This window comes from Pseudomonas sp. ACM7, assembly GCF_004136015.1.
GTDB classification, from domain to species: Bacteria; Pseudomonadota; Gammaproteobacteria; order Pseudomonadales; family Pseudomonadaceae; genus Aquipseudomonas; species Aquipseudomonas frigoris.
On record NZ_CP024866.1, the window covers coordinates 3,407,294 to 3,422,584 of the forward strand.

Annotated in this window: 16 protein-coding genes; 14 read left to right on the top strand and 2 right to left on the bottom strand. The window is 56.8% G+C overall.

The features are described 5' to 3' along the window. The 12 genes from rpsE (at position 1) to bfr (ending at position 7,871) form a co-directional block, all read left to right on the top strand. Entirely contained in the window at positions 1 to 501 is a 501-nt protein-coding gene (gene rpsE, locus CUN63_RS16055; protein WP_007943782.1) for a 30S ribosomal protein S5, read from the top strand. Positions 502 to 503: 2 nt separating this feature from the next. Beyond that, positions 504 to 680: a 50S ribosomal protein L30 gene (gene rpmD / locus CUN63_RS16060; protein ID WP_003186033.1), complete on the top strand. Its 177-nt coding sequence runs from the start codon at positions 504 to 506 to the stop codon at positions 678 to 680. Between the two features lie 3 nt (positions 681 to 683). After that, positions 684 to 1,121: a 50S ribosomal protein L15 gene (gene rplO, locus CUN63_RS16065; protein ID WP_007896782.1), complete on the top strand. Its 438-nt coding sequence runs from the start codon at positions 684 to 686 to the stop codon at positions 1,119 to 1,121. Then, a complete protein-coding gene (gene secY, locus CUN63_RS16070) occupies positions 1,122 to 2,450 on the top strand; it encodes a preprotein translocase subunit SecY (RefSeq protein WP_003228718.1) in 1,329 nt (442 codons plus the stop codon). A 27-nt stretch (positions 2,451 to 2,477) separates the two neighbouring features. After that, positions 2,478 to 2,594 carry a 50S ribosomal protein L36 gene (gene rpmJ, locus CUN63_RS16075; RefSeq protein WP_002555468.1) on the top strand — a complete coding sequence of 39 codons (117 nt, stop codon included), beginning with the start codon at positions 2,478 to 2,480 and terminating at the stop codon, positions 2,592 to 2,594. A gap of 130 nt (positions 2,595 to 2,724) precedes the next feature. Further along, complete coding sequence (gene rpsM / locus CUN63_RS16080) at positions 2,725 to 3,081, top strand: 30S ribosomal protein S13 (protein ID WP_003186020.1); 357 nt, start codon at positions 2,725 to 2,727, stop codon at positions 3,079 to 3,081. A 30-nt stretch (positions 3,082 to 3,111) separates the two neighbouring features. Further along, positions 3,112 to 3,501 (top strand): 30S ribosomal protein S11, encoded by a 390-nt coding sequence (gene rpsK / locus CUN63_RS16085; protein ID WP_002555466.1) that lies wholly within the window; start codon positions 3,112 to 3,114, stop codon positions 3,499 to 3,501. An 18-nt stretch (positions 3,502 to 3,519) separates the two neighbouring features. Continuing rightward, positions 3,520 to 4,140, top strand: coding sequence for a 30S ribosomal protein S4 (gene rpsD, locus CUN63_RS16090; RefSeq protein WP_003210056.1), 621 nt, complete (start codon positions 3,520 to 3,522; stop codon positions 4,138 to 4,140). Between the two features lie 22 nt (positions 4,141 to 4,162). Beyond that, positions 4,163 to 5,164: a DNA-directed RNA polymerase subunit alpha gene (rpoA, locus tag CUN63_RS16095; RefSeq protein WP_003186012.1), complete on the top strand. Its 1,002-nt coding sequence runs from the start codon at positions 4,163 to 4,165 to the stop codon at positions 5,162 to 5,164. A gap of 42 nt (positions 5,165 to 5,206) precedes the next feature. Beyond that, positions 5,207 to 5,593, top strand: a complete 387-nt coding sequence (gene rplQ / locus CUN63_RS16100; RefSeq protein WP_008145500.1) for a 50S ribosomal protein L17 — start codon at positions 5,207 to 5,209, stop codon at positions 5,591 to 5,593. 209 nt (positions 5,594 to 5,802) lie between these two features. Continuing rightward, positions 5,803 to 7,257, top strand: a complete 1,455-nt coding sequence (locus CUN63_RS16105; RefSeq protein ID WP_129440764.1) for a catalase — start codon at positions 5,803 to 5,805, stop codon at positions 7,255 to 7,257. 149 nt (positions 7,258 to 7,406) lie between these two features. Beyond that, entirely contained in the window at positions 7,407 to 7,871 is a 465-nt protein-coding gene (gene bfr / locus CUN63_RS16110; protein ID WP_129440766.1) for a bacterioferritin, read from the top strand. Between the two features lie 65 nt (positions 7,872 to 7,936). On the opposite strand, the gene uvrA is transcribed toward bfr, so the two are convergent. Further along, on the bottom strand, positions 7,937 to 10,771 hold the full coding sequence (gene uvrA, locus CUN63_RS16115) for an excinuclease ABC subunit UvrA (protein ID WP_129440768.1): 2,835 nt from the start codon (positions 10,769 to 10,771) through the stop codon (positions 7,937 to 7,939). Positions 10,772 to 10,962: 191 nt separating this feature from the next. Between uvrA and CUN63_RS16120 the strand changes: the two genes are divergently transcribed. Next, on the top strand, positions 10,963 to 12,360 hold the full coding sequence (locus CUN63_RS16120) for an MFS transporter (protein WP_129440770.1): 1,398 nt from the start codon (positions 10,963 to 10,965) through the stop codon (positions 12,358 to 12,360). Between the two features lie 9 nt (positions 12,361 to 12,369). Further along, on the top strand, positions 12,370 to 12,900 hold the full coding sequence (locus tag CUN63_RS16125; RefSeq protein ID WP_008145505.1) for a single-stranded DNA-binding protein: 531 nt from the start codon (positions 12,370 to 12,372) through the stop codon (positions 12,898 to 12,900). A 65-nt stretch (positions 12,901 to 12,965) separates the two neighbouring features. Here CUN63_RS16125 and CUN63_RS16130 read toward each other — a convergent pair whose 3' ends face one another. Then, positions 12,966 to 15,170 (bottom strand): OsmC domain/YcaO domain-containing protein, encoded by a 2,205-nt coding sequence (locus CUN63_RS16130; protein WP_129440772.1) that lies wholly within the window; start codon positions 15,168 to 15,170, stop codon positions 12,966 to 12,968. Positions 15,171 to 15,291 lie beyond the last annotated feature (121 nt).

Sequence of the window (15,291 nt, forward strand, 5' to 3'; positions counted from 1 at the left end):
ATGTCAAATAACGACCAAAAGCGCGACGAAGGCTACATTGAGAAGCTGGTTCAAGTTAACCGCGTAGCCAAAACCGTAAAAGGCGGCCGTATCTTCACTTTCACCGCGTTGACCGTGGTTGGTGATGGTAAAGGGCGTGTTGGCTTCGGCCGTGGCAAGTCACGTGAAGTGCCTGCTGCGATCCAGAAGGCAATGGAAGCTGCTCGCCGCAACATGATCCAAGTTGATCTGAACGGCACCACTCTGCAGTACGCAATGAAGTCCGGTCACGGCGCTTCGAAGGTGTACATGCAGCCTGCTTCTGAAGGTACCGGTATCATCGCTGGCGGCGCTATGCGTGCTGTCCTCGAAGTTGCTGGCGTTCAGAACGTTCTGGCCAAGTGCTACGGCTCGACTAACCCGGTAAACGTGGTTCACGCCACTTTCAAAGGTTTGAAAGCTATGCAGTCTCCTGAATCCATTGCCGCCAAGCGTGGCAAAAGCGTCAAGGAGATCTTCTGATCATGGCTACCGTTAAAGTTACGCTGATCAAAAGCATGACCGGCCGTATCCCTAACCACAAACTGTGCGTTAAGGGTCTGGGTCTGCGTCGCATCGGTCACACTGTAGAAGTACTTGATACTCCCGAGAATCGCGGGATGATCAACAAGGCTTACTACATGCTGCGTGTCGAGGGTTAATCGATGAAACTCAATGATCTGAGTCCAGCGCCGGGTTCCCGTCGCGAAAAGCATCGTCCGGGCCGTGGTATCGGTAGTGGTTTGGGCAAGACCGGTGGCCGTGGCCACAAAGGTCAGTCCTCCCGCTCCGGTGGCACCATTGCTCCAGGCTTTGAAGGCGGTCAACAGCCGCTGCATCGTCGCCTGCCGAAGTTCGGTTTCGTTTCCCTGAAAGCCATGGACCGCGCAGAAGTGCGTCTGTCTGAGCTGGCTAAAGTGGAAGGCGACATCGTCACCGTGCAGTCCCTGAAAGATGCCAACGTGATCAACGTCAACGTACAGCGTGTGAAAATCATGCTGTCCGGCGAAGTTACTCGCGCTGTTACCATCGGAAAGGGAATCGGCGCCACCAAAGGTGCGCGTGCGGCTATCGAAGCAGCTGGCGGCAAGTTCGAGGAATAAATGGCTAAGCAAGGTGCTCTCTCTGCGCTCGGCAAAGGCGGTATGTCTGAACTCTGGGCTCGTCTGCGTTTTCTGTTCCTGGCGATTATCGTCTACCGAATAGGCGCACACATCCCGGTTCCAGGTATCAACCCGGACCGACTCGCGGACCTGTTTCGACAGAATGAGGGGACCATTCTTAGCTTGTTCAACATGTTTTCCGGCGGCGCGCTGGAACGGATGAGCATCTTTGCACTGGGGATCATGCCGTACATTTCGGCATCGATCATCATGCAGCTGATGACCGCCGTCAGCCCGCAGTTGGAGCAGTTGAAGAAGGAAGGTGAAGCTGGCCGTCGCAAGATCAGCCAGTACACCCGCTACGGCACTGTCGTTCTCGCTCTCGTTCAGGCAATTGGCATGTCCATTGGTCTGGCAGGGCAGGGCGTTGCGTTCACTGGTGACTTTGGCTTCCATTTCGTCGCGGTATCCACTTTTGTGGCTGGTGCGATGTTCATGATGTGGCTGGGTGAGCAGATTACTGAGCGTGGTGTTGGCAACGGTATCTCGATGTTGATTTTTTCGGGTATCGTCGCCGGTCTTCCGAGAGCGATCGGGCAGTCTTTCGAGTCTGCACGTCAGGGTGATATCAACATCTTCGCCCTGGTTGCCATCGGTTTGCTGGCAGTAGCGATTATCGGTTTTGTGGTGTTCATTGAGCGTGGTCAGCGTCGTATTGCTGTTCACTACGCCAAGCGTCAGCAGGGCCGCAAGGTCTTCGCTGCGCAGACTAGCCACTTGCCGCTGAAGGTGAACATGGCCGGTGTTATTCCGGCCATTTTCGCGAGCAGCATTTTGCTGTTCCCGGCTTCGTTGGGTGCCTGGTTCGGCCAGTCTGAAGGTATGGGCTGGTTGCAGGACATCTCGCAGTCGATCGCTCCTGGTCAGCCGTTGAATATTCTGCTGTTTAGTGCAGGGATTATTTTCTTCTGCTTCTTCTATACGGCGTTGATGTTCAATCCGAAAGACGTAGCGGAAAACCTGAAGAAGTCCGGTGCCTTTATTCCGGGCATCCGTCCAGGCGAGCAGTCTGCGCGCTACATTGATGGCGTTCTGACTCGTTTGACCATGTTCGGTGCTCTTTACATGACGGCCGTGTGCTTGCTGCCCCAGTTCCTGGTGGTTGCAGCAAACGTACCGTTCTACCTTGGCGGGACCTCGTTGCTGATCGTCGTCGTGGTTGTGATGGACTTCATGTCCCAAGTACAATCGCACCTCGTTTCGCACCAGTACGAATCCCTGATGAAGAAAGCCAACCTGAAGGGTTACGGCAGCGGCATGTTGCGCTGAGTACCCATAAGGTTCGAGGAGTTGGTGATGAAAGTTCGTGCATCGGTGAAAAAGCTGTGCCGTAACTGCAAGATTATTCGCCGCGAAGGTGTTGTTCGAGTAATTTGCAGCGCGGAACCGCGTCACAAACAGCGCCAAGGCTGAGTGTGATTGTGCTTCAAGCCCGGCAGCTAGTGCGCTGCCGGGTTGATTATTTGTTATTACAGCGATATTATCTCGCGCCCTATTTCTTGGCTTCCGGGGCGTAGGTAGCTGTCAATTGGAGTCCCACTGAATGGCCCGTATTGCAGGCGTTAACATTCCAGATAACAAGCATACTGTTATCTCGCTGACCTACATCTATGGTGTTGGTCGCACTACTGCACAGAAGATCTGTGCAGTGACTGGGGTAAACCCAGCCGCAAAGATCAAAGATCTGAGCGACGAGCAGATTGAACAGCTGCGTGGCGAAGTGGCGAAGTTCACCACTGAAGGTGACCTGCGTCGCGAAATCAACATGAAAATCAAGCGTTTGATGGACCTCGGTTGCTATCGCGGTCTGCGTCATCGTCGTGGTCTTCCAGTGCGCGGTCAGCGTACCAAGACTAACGCGCGTACCCGTAAAGGTCCGCGTAAGCCGATCCGCAAGTAATCGCCCCAGCGAATCGACAGGAAATTAATCATGGCTAAACCTGCTGCTCGTCCTCGTAAAAAAGTTAAAAAGACAGTGGTTGATGGCATCGCCCACATCCATGCATCTTTTAACAACACAATCGTGACCATCACCGACCGTCAAGGCAACGCTCTTTCCTGGGCTACCTCCGGTGGTTCGGGTTTCCGCGGTTCCCGCAAGTCCACCCCGTTTGCTGCTCAAGTAGCTGCTGAACGTGCTGGTCAAGCTGCGCTGGAATACGGCCTGAAAAACCTCGACGTTAACGTCAAAGGTCCAGGTCCAGGTCGTGAATCTGCAGTCCGCGCTTTGAACGGCTGTGGCTACAAGATCGCCAGCATCACCGACGTGACGCCAATCCCGCACAACGGGTGCCGTCCGCCGAAGAAGCGCCGCGTGTAATCCAGGAGATTGTAAAGAATGGCTCGTTACATTGGTCCAAAATGCAAACTCGCTCGTCGCGAAGGCACCGATCTCTTCTTGAAGAGCGGCGTGCGCGCGATCGAATCGAAGTGCAACATTGAAGCAGCACCTGGTATCCACGGCCAACGCCGCGGTCGCCAGTCCGATTACGGCACCCAACTGCGTGAAAAGCAGAAGGTCCGTCGTATCTACGGCGTTCTCGAGCGTCAATTCAGCGGCTACTACAAAGAAGCTGCTGGCAAGAAAGGTGCAACTGGCGAAAACCTGTTGCAACTGCTCGAATGCCGTCTGGACAACGTTGTATACCGTATGGGTTTTGGCTCTACTCGTGCCGAATCCCGTCAGCTGGTATCGCACAAATCCGTAAGCGTTAACGGTCAGACCGTAAACGTGCCGTCGTACCAGGTTCGTGCTGGTGACGTGGTCGCGATTCGCGAGAAAGCAAAGAACCAACTTCGCATTGTCCAAGCTCTCGATCTGTGTGCCCAACGTGGCCGCGTAGAATGGGTAGAAGTAGACACTGAGAAGAAGTCGGGCGTTTTCAAGAACGTTCCTGCTCGCAGTGATCTGTCCGCCGACATCAACGAAAGCCTGATTGTCGAGCTCTACTCCAAGTAAGGGCTAGAAAATAGGTGCATCCATGCAGATTTCGGTAAATGAGTTCCTGACACCCCGCCATATTGATGTGCAGGTTGTCAGTCCAACCCGCGCCAAGATCACTCTCGAGCCTCTCGAGCGTGGTTTTGGCCACACCCTGGGCAACGCGCTGCGCCGCATCCTGTTGTCCTCAATGCCCGGCTGCGCAGTAGTCGAGGCCGAGATTGACGGTGTGCTCCATGAGTACAGCGCCATCGAAGGTGTACAGGAAGACGTAATTGAAATCCTGTTGAACCTTAAAGGTCTGGCTATCAAGCTGCACGGCCGTGACGAAGTTACGCTGACCTTGTCGAAGAAGGGTTCGGGGGTGGTTACCGCTGCCGATATTCAGCTGGATCATGATGTCGAGATCGTTAACCCCGATCACGTAATCGCTAACCTGGCGTCTAACGGCGCCCTGAACATGAAGCTCACCGTAGCTCGTGGTCGTGGTTATGAACCGGCAGACTCGCGTCAGAGCGATGAAGACGAAAGCCGCAGCATCGGTCGCTTGCAGCTTGACTCTTCGTTCAGCCCGGTTCGCCGTATCGCATACGTGGTGGAAAACGCCCGTGTCGAACAGCGTACTAACCTGGACAAGCTGGTTATTGATCTGGAAACCAACGGTACTCTGGACCCTGAAGAGGCTATTCGCCGCGCTGCAACCATTCTGCAACAGCAGTTGGCTGCGTTCGTCGACCTCAAAGGTGACAGCGAGCCAGTGGTTGTTGAGCAGGAAGACGAGATCGATCCGATCCTGCTTCGCCCGGTTGACGATCTGGAACTGACTGTACGTTCGGCTAACTGCCTTAAGGCGGAAAACATCTACTACATCGGTGACCTGATTCAGCGTACCGAAGTAGAGCTGTTGAAGACTCCGAACCTTGGCAAGAAATCCTTGACTGAAATCAAGGACGTTCTGGCCTCCCGCGGTCTGTCCCTCGGCATGCGCCTCGACAACTGGCCGCCTGCAAGTCTTAAGAAGGACGACAAGGCGACTGCCTGATCGTCGTAATCACCGAACGTTGTGTTTGGTAAGGAATGAACCATGCGTCATCGTAAAAGTGGTCGTCACCTGAGCCGCACTAGCTCGCACCGCAAGGCCATGTTTCAAAACATGGCAGTGTCGCTGTTCGAGCACGAGCTGATCAAAACTACACTGCCGAAAGCTAAAGAACTGCGTCGCGTTGCTGAGCCGCTGATCACTTTGGCCAAGACAGACAGCCTGGCTAACCGCCGTCTGGCTTTCGACCGTACTCGTTCGAAAGCTATCGTTGGTAAGCTCTTCAACGACCTGGGCAAGCGTTACGCTACCCGTGAGGGTGGCTACCTGCGCATCCTCAAGTGCGGTTTCCGCACTGGCGACAACGCGCCTATGGCGTACGTCGAGTTGGTTGATCGTCCTGCCGGTGGTGAAGCTGTATCCGCTGAGTAAGACGTCAGTCTGAAACGAAGAACCGGGCCTAGTGTCCGGTTTTTTGTGAGCGCTCGAAAAGTATCGAGAGGACTAGGTGATACAGTTTCATTAGTATTTATCTATCGATGCTCACAACTTAATGAATTTGATGGTGTCATGTTGATGGTCAATACTCCCTCTCAGCCGATTAGCCGGCAGTAGGAAAGACAGACAGAGGAAGACATCGCATGAGCCAAAATAGAACACTTACCACCGCCAGTGGCGCTCCTGTCGCCGACAACCAGAATTCCCGCTCCGCCGGCCCTCGTGGCCCGCTGCTGCTCGACGACTTTCACCTGATCGAGAAGCTTGCCCACTTCAACCGTGAAAACATCCCTGAGCGCCGCGTACACGCCAAAGGTTCGGGTGCTTACGGTACGTTCACCGTAACTCGGGACATCACCGAGTACTCCAGTGCCAAACTGTTTGAATCTGTTGGTAAGCAAACCCCAACCTTCCTGCGGTTTTCCACCGTTGGCGGTGAGCGTGGTTCGGCCGACACAGAACGCGATCCACGTGGCTTTGCCCTGAAGTTCTACACCGAAGAAGGTAACTGGGACATCGTGGGCAACAACACGCCAGTGTTCTTCATCCGCGATCCGCTCAAATTCCCTGACTTTATTCACACCCAAAAACGTCTTCCGCAAAGCAATCTGAAAAGCGCACAAATGATGTGGGACTTCTGGTCGCACTCACCTGAGGCGTTGCATCAGGTCACTATTCTGTTCTCGGACCGCGGCATCCCCGATGGCTACCGTCACATGCACGGCTTCGGCAGCCACACCTACAGCCTGATCAACGCCAATGGCGAACGTCACTGGGTGAAATGGCACTACAAGACCAAGCAAGGGATCAAAAACCTGGCGCCAGCAGAAGCGGCGCGCCTGGCTGGTACCGATCCAGATTACGCACAGCGTGATCTGTTCGGCGCGATCGAGCGCGGTGATTTTCCGAAATGGCGCGTGTGCATCCAGATCATGACCGAGGCTCAGGCCGCAGCGCACTACGAGAACCCGTTTGACGTGACCAAAACCTGGTCGCAGAAAGAGTTTCCGCTGATCGAAGTGGGTGAGCTGGAACTTAACCGCAACCCACAGAACTACTTTGCTGAAGTCGAGCAAGCGGCGTTCGGTCCGAGCAACATGGTCCCGGGTGTCGGTTTGTCGCCTGACCGCATGTTGCAGGGGCGAGTGTTCGCTTACGCCGATGCTCACCGCTACCGCATTGGCACCAACCACCAGCAATTGCCGGTGAACGCGCCTCGCAGCCCGGTGAACAGCTATCAGCGCGACGGTTCGATGGCGTTTGGCAGCAATGGCGGTGCGACACCTAACTACGAGCCGAACAGCTACATCGAATCGCCGAAACAAGCACCTCGCTATGCAGAGCCAGCGCTGGCGCTGAGTGGTGCAGCTGATCGTTACGATCATCGCGAAGATACTGACTACTACAGCCACGCCGGTGCACTGTTCCGCCTGATGAATGATGAGCAGAAAACCCTGCTGGTCAACAACATTGCCGGCGCCATGGCGGGAGTTTCCGGTGACGTGGTTGATCGTCAACTGCAGCATTTCTTCAGGGCCGACCCGGCGTACGGAGAAGCGATCGCAACGGCGTTGGGCGTACAGCTTAACGAAGTCTAAACGAGAAGCAGAACCGCCCTCATTTTGGCGGTTTTTGCGTTATTTAAACCACTTTTCTCAGAATATCTTCGCTTTTATCGCGCAAGCAGAGTGACCAAACAGTCTGCTTGGTTCAAACTACAGACTTTCAAGCAGGGAGATGTAGGGCGATGCAAGGCCACCCAGACGTAATCGATTACCTCAACACGTTGCTGACCGGCGAACTGGCGGCTCGTGATCAATATTTCATCCATTCGCGGATGTACGAGGACTGGGGTTTTACCGAGCTCTACGAACGTATCAACCACGAAATGGACGAAGAGGCGCAGCACGCTGACGCCCTGATGCGCCGGATTCTAATGCTCGAAGGCACTCCGCGCATGCGTCCGGACGACCTGGACGTCGGCACCACAGTGCCTGACATGCTCGCCGCGGACCTGCGTCTGGAATACAAAGTCCGCGCCGCACTCTGCAAGGGCATCGAGCTCTGCGAGCTGCACAAGGACTACGTCAGCCGCGAGATGCTGCGTATTCAGCTGAACGACACCGAAGAGGATCACACCTACTGGCTCGAGAAGCAGTTGGGTCTGATCAAGTTGATCGGTCTGGAGAATTACCTGCAATCGCAGTTCTGATTCCGCCGGCTACAAAAAAGCCCCTGTCACCGATGAAGTGACAGGGGCTTTTTCGTGGGCCTGATTCAGGCTTTGTCGCGAGCCAGTAGCGGCTTGAGGTAGAAGCCCGTGTGAGATTGCTTCATCTCGGACACTTCTTCCGGCGTACCGACTGCAATGATCTGGCCGCCCTTGGAACCGCCTTCCGGCCCCAAGTCCACCAGCCAGTCGGCCGTCTTGATCACATCCAGATTGTGCTCGATCACCACCACGGTGTTGCCGTGGTCGCGCAATCGATGCAGTACGTCGAGCAGCTGCTGAATATCCGCGAAGTGCAGGCCAGTTGTCGGCTCATCGAGGATATACAGCGTCTTGCCGGTGTCGCGCTTGGACAGTTCGCGGGACAGCTTGACCCGTTGGGCTTCACCACCCGACAGCGTGGTCGCTGACTGCCCGAGCTTGATGTACGACAGGCCGACATCCATCAGCGTCTGAAGCTTGCGCGCCAAGGCCGGAACCGCGTCGAAGAACACCCGCGCTTCCTCGATCGTCATCTCGAGGGTTTCGTGGATGCTCTTGCCCTTGTACTTGATCTCCAGAGTCTCGCGGTTGTAGCGCTTGCTCTTGCAGACGTCGCACGGAACATAGATGTCCGGCAGGAAGTGCATTTCCACCTTGATCAAGCCATCGCCCTGACACGCTTCGCAACGTCCGCCCTTCACGTTGAAGGAGAATCGTCCAGGACCATAACCGCGGGAGCGGGACTCCGGCACACCGGCGAACAGTTCGCGAATCGGTGTAAACAATCCGGTGTAGGTCGCCGGGTTGGAGCGTGGCGTTCGACCGATCGGGCTCTGATCGATGTCGACAACCTTATCCAGATGCTCCAGGCCTTTGATGCTGTCGTGGGCAGCCGCTTCGAGTGTCGTCGCTCCGTTCAACGCCGTAGCGCTAAGCGGGAACAGGGTGTTGTTGATCAGCGTCGACTTGCCCGAGCCGGACACGCCGGTCACGCAGGTCAGCAGGCCGATCGGAATGTCCAGATCGACATCGCGCAAGTTGTTGCCGCGTGCACCCTTGAGGGACAGCGACAACTTCTTGTTGCGCGGTGTGCGTTTGGCCGGAACGGCAATCTTCACCCGACCCGACAGGTATTTGCCGGTCAACGAATCAGGATGAGCCATGACTTCGGCCGGCGTACCTTCGGCAACGATATGCCCACCGTGTACACCCGCACCCGGGCCGATATCCACCACGTAGTCAGCCAGGCGAATCGCATCTTCGTCGTGCTCGACCACAATCACCGTATTACCGATGTCCCGCAGGTGCTTGAGCGTACCGAGCAGCCGATCGTTGTCCCGTTGGTGCAAGCCAATCGACGGCTCGTCGAGGATGTACAGAACCCCTACCAGGCCCGCGCCGATCTGACTGGCCAGACGAATCCGCTGAGCTTCACCGCCAGACAATGTGTCCGCACTGCGATCGAGCGACAGATAATCGAGGCCAACGTTGACCAGGAACTGAAGTCGCTCGCGAATTTCCTTGAGAATCTTGTCAGCAATTTCGCCACGGCGGCCGGTGAGTTTCAGCACGCCGAAATATTCACAGGCATCGCCAATCGGCAGATTGGTCACCGCCGGCAGCGTCTTCTCGCCAACCCACACATGCCGCGCCTCACGACGCAGGCGAGTACCGCGGCAATCCGGGCAAGGCTGGGTGCTGAGGAACTTGGCCACCTCTTCACGCACCGAGGCGGACTCGGTTTCACGGTAGCGACGTTCCAGATTCGGCACGATGCCTTCGAACGGGTGCGAACGTTTGACGATGTCGCCACGGTCGTTCAGGTATTTGAAGTCGACGTTCTGCGAACCGCTGCCGTGCAAGATGAATTTCTGCTGATCGGCCGGCAGTTCGTTGAACGGCACCTCCAGACTGAACTTGTAGTGCGAGGCCAGCGACCCGAGCATCTGGAAGTAATAGACGTTGCGCCGGTCCCAGCCACGAATCGCGCCCTCGGCCAGCGTCAGTTCGCCATTGACCAATCGCTTGATGTCGAAGAACTGCTTCACCCCCAGGCCATCGCACGTCGGGCAAGCGCCGGCAGGGTTGTTGAAGGAGAACAGCTTGGGTTCCAGTTCGCTGATGGCATGACCGCAGATCGGGCAGGCGAAGCGCGCGGAGAAGATGATTTCTTCGCCGGGCTCGTCGTCCATCGGCGCAACCAGGGCGATGCCGTCCGCGAGCTTTAAAGCGGTCTCGAACGACTCGGCCAGGCGCTGCTGTAGGTCGGCGCGCACCTTGAAACGGTCGACCACCACATCGATCGAGTGCTTCTTCTGCTTATCCAGCTTCGGCAATTCGTCCAGCTCGCAGAGCCGGCCGTTGACCCGGGCCCGCACAAAGCCTTGGGCGCGCAGTTCTTCGAAAACCGAAAGGTGTTCGCCTTTACGCTCGCGGATCACCGGCGCTAACAGCATAAGCTTGCTGCCCTCCGGTTGGGCGAGGACCAGGTCGACCATCTGGCTGACGGTCTGGGCTTCCAGCGGAATGTCGTGATCCGGGCAGCGCGGAATACCCACGCGAGCGTAAAGCAGGCGCAGATAATCGTAGATTTCGGTGATGGTGCCGACCGTCGAACGCGGGTTGTGCGAGGTCGATTTCTGCTCGATGGAAATGGCTGGCGACAAACCTTCGATGGTGTCGACGTCAGGTTTTTCCATCATCGACAAAAATTGCCGAGCGTAGGCCGACAGCGATTCGACGTAGCGGCGCTGGCCTTCGGCGTACAGCGTGTCGAATGCCAGAGATGATTTTCCGGAGCCGGACAGGCCGGTGATGACGATCAGTTTGTCCCTGGGCAGGGTCAGGTCGATGTTCTTCAGGTTGTGGGTTCGGGCCCCACGAATCAGGATCTTGTCCAAAGTGGCCTCGCTCGGCGGGCGTCGAAAACGTAGGAGTATACGGCCAAATACTGGATGGATGCACACTATCGAATGAGCGGGTTGCAGCCTTACATGAAGAGTCTGTCAGCAGAGCGCGTCAAAGCGTCGCGATATACCCTGTCAATCGATGGGACTGGTAGAATCGCCGCCGGTTCACATGAGGTTTTTCCATGCACGATCCCCACAGCGAACGCATGAGTGGCAGTGAGACCCGAGCAGCAAGCGGTCTGGCCCTGGTGTTCGCCTTCCGTATGCTTGGCATGTTCATGGTGTTGCCGGTTCTGGCGACCTATGGGATGGATCTGGCAGGCGCGACCCCGGCCCTCATCGGGCTGGCGATTGGCGCTTACGGCCTGACCCAGGCGATCTTCCAGATTCCTTTCGGCTTTATTTCCGACCGTATCGGCCGTCGCCCGGTGATTTACCTGGGGCTGGTCGTCTTCGCCCTCGGTAGCGTACTGGCGGCTAATGCCGACTCGATCTGGGGCGTGATCGCCGGACGAATCCTGCAAGGCGCCGGGGCGATTTCTGCGGCGGTGATGGCGTTGCTGTCAGACCTGACCCGCGAACAGCATCGGACCAAAGCCATGGCCATGATCGGCATGACGATCGGTCTGTCGTTCGCTGTCGCGATGGTTGTAGGACCGTTGCTGACCCGCGCCTTTGGCCTGTCCGGGTTGTTCCTCGCCACGGGTGGCATGGCGCTGTTCGGCATCGTGATCGTGATGTTCATGGTGCCGCGCTCAACCGGGCCGTTGCAGCACCGCGAGTCCGGCGTTGCGCGCCAGGCACTGATACCGACGCTCAAGCATCCAGACTTGCTGCGTCTGGACCTGGGCATTTTTGTGTTACACGCGATGTTGATGTCGAGCTTCGTTGCGTTGCCTTTGGCGCTGGTCGAAAAAGCCGGGCTGCCTAAAGAGCAGCACTGGTGGGTCTACCTGACCGCGCTGCTGATTTCCTTCTTCGCCATGATCCCGTTCATCATCTACGGCGAGAAGAAACGCAAAATGAAACGAGTTTTACTCGGCGCCGTCGCGACGCTGATGCTCACTGAGCTATTCTTCTGGCAGTTCGGCGATAGCTTGCGGGCTCTGGTGATCGGGACGGTGGTGTTCTTTACCGCGTTCAACTTGCTGGAAGCTTCGTTGCCATCGCTGATCAGCAAGGTTTCACCGGCGGGCGGCAAGGGCACGGCGATGGGGGTTTATTCCACCAGCCAGTTCCTCGGTTCTGCACTGGGCGGCATCCTCGGCGGCTGGTTGTTCCAGCATGGCGGTCTGTCGGTTGTGTTCCTTGGATGCGCCGGTCTGGCTGCCCTCTGGCTGGCCTTTGCTGTTACCATGCGCGAACCTCCCTACGTGACGAGCCTGCGCTTGCCGTTGTCGCCTGAGGCGATCCGCGAAGCGGGTCTGGTCGAGCGCCTGAAGGCCGTCGTAGGGGTAACAGATGCAGTGATCGTCGAAGATGAAGCGGCGATTTACATCAAATTGGACACAGAACTATTGGATCGCACCACCCTTGAGCGCCTGGTGAACAACCCGGCCGGGGCAGCGTGCGTAGCCTAGGAGAACGTTATGGCCCGTGGGGTTAACAAAGTCATATTGGTCGGCACTTGCGGCCAGGATCCCGAAGTTCGCTACTTGCCTAACGGTAACGCCGTGACCAACCTGAGTCTGGCGACCAGCGAACAGTGGACTGACAAGCAAACCGGTCAGAAGGTCGAGAAGACCGAATGGCACCGTGTGTCGATGTTCGGCAAAGTTGCCGAGATCGCCGGCGAGTACCTGCGTAAAGGTTCGCAGGTCTACATCGAAGGCAAGCTGCAGACCCGCGAGTGGGAAAAAGACGGTATCAAGCGTTACACCACTGAAATCGTGGTCGACATGCAAGGCACCATGCAACTGCTGGGCGGCCGTCCACAGCAGGGCGACCAACAAGGCGGGGGCAATAACTACCAGCAGTCCGCCCCGGCTCCACGCCAGCAGGCTCCGCGTCCGCAGCAGTCGGCAGCACCGCAACAGTCGCGTCAGGCTCCGGCTCCACAGCAGGCTGCTCCGCAACCGGCTCCGGATTTCGACAGCTTTGATGACGATATCCCGTTCTAAAAAGCAGCTATCCAGTCAGTAACAAAAAAGCGAAGCCATCTGGCTTCGCTTTTTTGTTGGCGCTATTAACTGGATAACGCGGTCACATTGGCCCGTGCCGAGTGCAGTTTCTTGTAGCTATCGATCAACCGCAGGTGCCTGTCGAGCCCCTCCAGTTTCAAGCTGGTCGGCGTCAAGCCATGGAAACGCACGCTGCCGTCCACCGATCCGATCGCTGCATCCGTGCGCTCGTTGCCAAACATCCGGCGGAAATTGGCCTCGTAGTCTTCCAGTTCCAGGTCTTCGTCCAGCTTCATCTCCAGCACCACATTGACGGCCTGGTAGAACAAGCCACGCTCAACCGTGTTGTCGTTGTACTGCAGGAACATCTCCACTGCCTCTTTCGCCTCTTCAAACTGCTGCAAGGCGAGATAAATCAGCAGCTTCAACTCCAGGATCGTCAACTGACCCCAGGCCGTATTGTCATCAAATTCGATGCCGATCAGGGAGGTGATGTCGGTGTAGTCATCCAGCTCACTTTCCACCAGGCGCTCAACCAGCGCTTGCAGTTCGTCGTCGTCCAGGCGATGCAGGTTCAGGATATCGGCGCGGAAGAACAGCGCTTTGTTGGTGTTATCCCAGATCAGGTCGTCCACGGGATAGATTTCCGAATAGTCCGGCACCAGGATGCGGCATGCCGTCGCGCCGATATGCTCGTAGACCGCCATGTACACTTCCTTGCCCATGCCTTCGAGAATGCCGAACAAGGTCGCGGCTTCTTCGGCATTCGAGTTTTCACCCTGGCCGGAGAAGTCCCACTCCACGAATTCGTAATCGGACTTGGAGCTGAAGAAGCGCCACGACACCACGCCGCTGGAATCGATGAAGTGCTCGACGAAGTTATTCGGCTCGGTCACCGCATGGCCTTCAAACGTCGGCTGGGGCAAGTCGTTGAGGCCTTCGAAGCTGCGGCCCTGGAGCAATTCGGTCAGGCTGCGCTCCAGTGCCACTTCCAGGCTAGGGTGCGCGCCGAACGAGGCGAACACACCGCCGGTACGCGGGTTCATCAACGTGACGCACATCACCGGGAATTCACCGCCCAGGGACGCATCCTTCACCAACACCGGGAACCCTTGCTCTTCCAGCGCCTGAATCCCGGCCAGTATCCCGGGGTACTTCGCCAGCACATCGGCGGGCACATCCGGCAGTGCAAATTCACCTTCGATGATTTCGCGTTTTACCGCACGCTCGAAGATCTCCGACAGGCATTGCACCTGGGCTTCGGCCAGCGTGTTGCCGGCACTCATGCCGTTGCTCAGGAACAGGTTTTCAATCAGGTTGGACGGGAAATACACCACTTCGCCGTCCGACTGGCGCACGTATGGCAGCGAGCAGATGCCGCGCTCTTCATTGCCCGAGTTGGTGTCGATCAGGTGGGAACCACGCAACTCGCCGTCGCGGTTGTAAATCTTCAGGCAGTACGCGTCGAGGATTTCGGCCGGCAGTTCATCTTTACGGCCAGGCTTGAACCAGCGTTCGTCCGGGTAATGCACAAACGGCGCGTTGGCGATCTCTTCGCCCCAGAACTGATCGTTGTAGAAGAAGTTGCAGTTGAGTCGCTCGATAAACTCGCCCAACGCCGACGCCAGCGCGCCTTCTTTGGTTGCGCCCTTGCCGTTGGTAAAACACATCGGCGAGTGCGCATCGCGGATATGCAGCGACCACACGTTGGGAACGATATTGCGCCACGAGGCGATTTCAATCTTCATGCCCAGGTCCGCCAGAATGGCCGACATATTGGCGATGGTCTGCTCCAGCGGCAGATCCTTGCCCGCAATATACGTGCTCGCCTCTGAGGTAGAAGCAGGCATCAGCAACGCTTGGGCATCGGCGTCGAGGTTTTCCACCTCTTCGATCACAAACTCAGGCCCGGCCTGGACCACTTTTTTCACGGTACACCGGTCGATGGAACGCAGGATGCCCTGGCGGTCCTTGTCGGAAATATCCGCCGGCAACTCGACCTGGATCTTGAAAATCTGGTTGTAGCGGTTTTCCGGATCAACAATGTTGTTCTGCGACAGGCGGATGTTTTCGGTGGGAATACTGCGAGTGTCGCAGTACAGCTTCACGAAATAAGCCGCACACAACGCCGACGAAGCCAGGAAGTAGTCGAACGGACCCGGTGCCGAGCCATCGCCCTTGTAGCGGATAGGTTGATCGGCCACCACCGTGAAGTCGTCGAACTTGGCTTCAAGTCGAAGGTTGTCGAGAAAGTTGACCTTGATTTCCATGGGGGATTACCAGAATAACGGGCTAGACGATTTGGTCGCCATTATCCGGCTTTTCGGCCGTAAGTCTCAGAAAAAAGGCCAGTCATGTGCGCACGCGACTGGCCTTCTTTGTTTCGGGAGC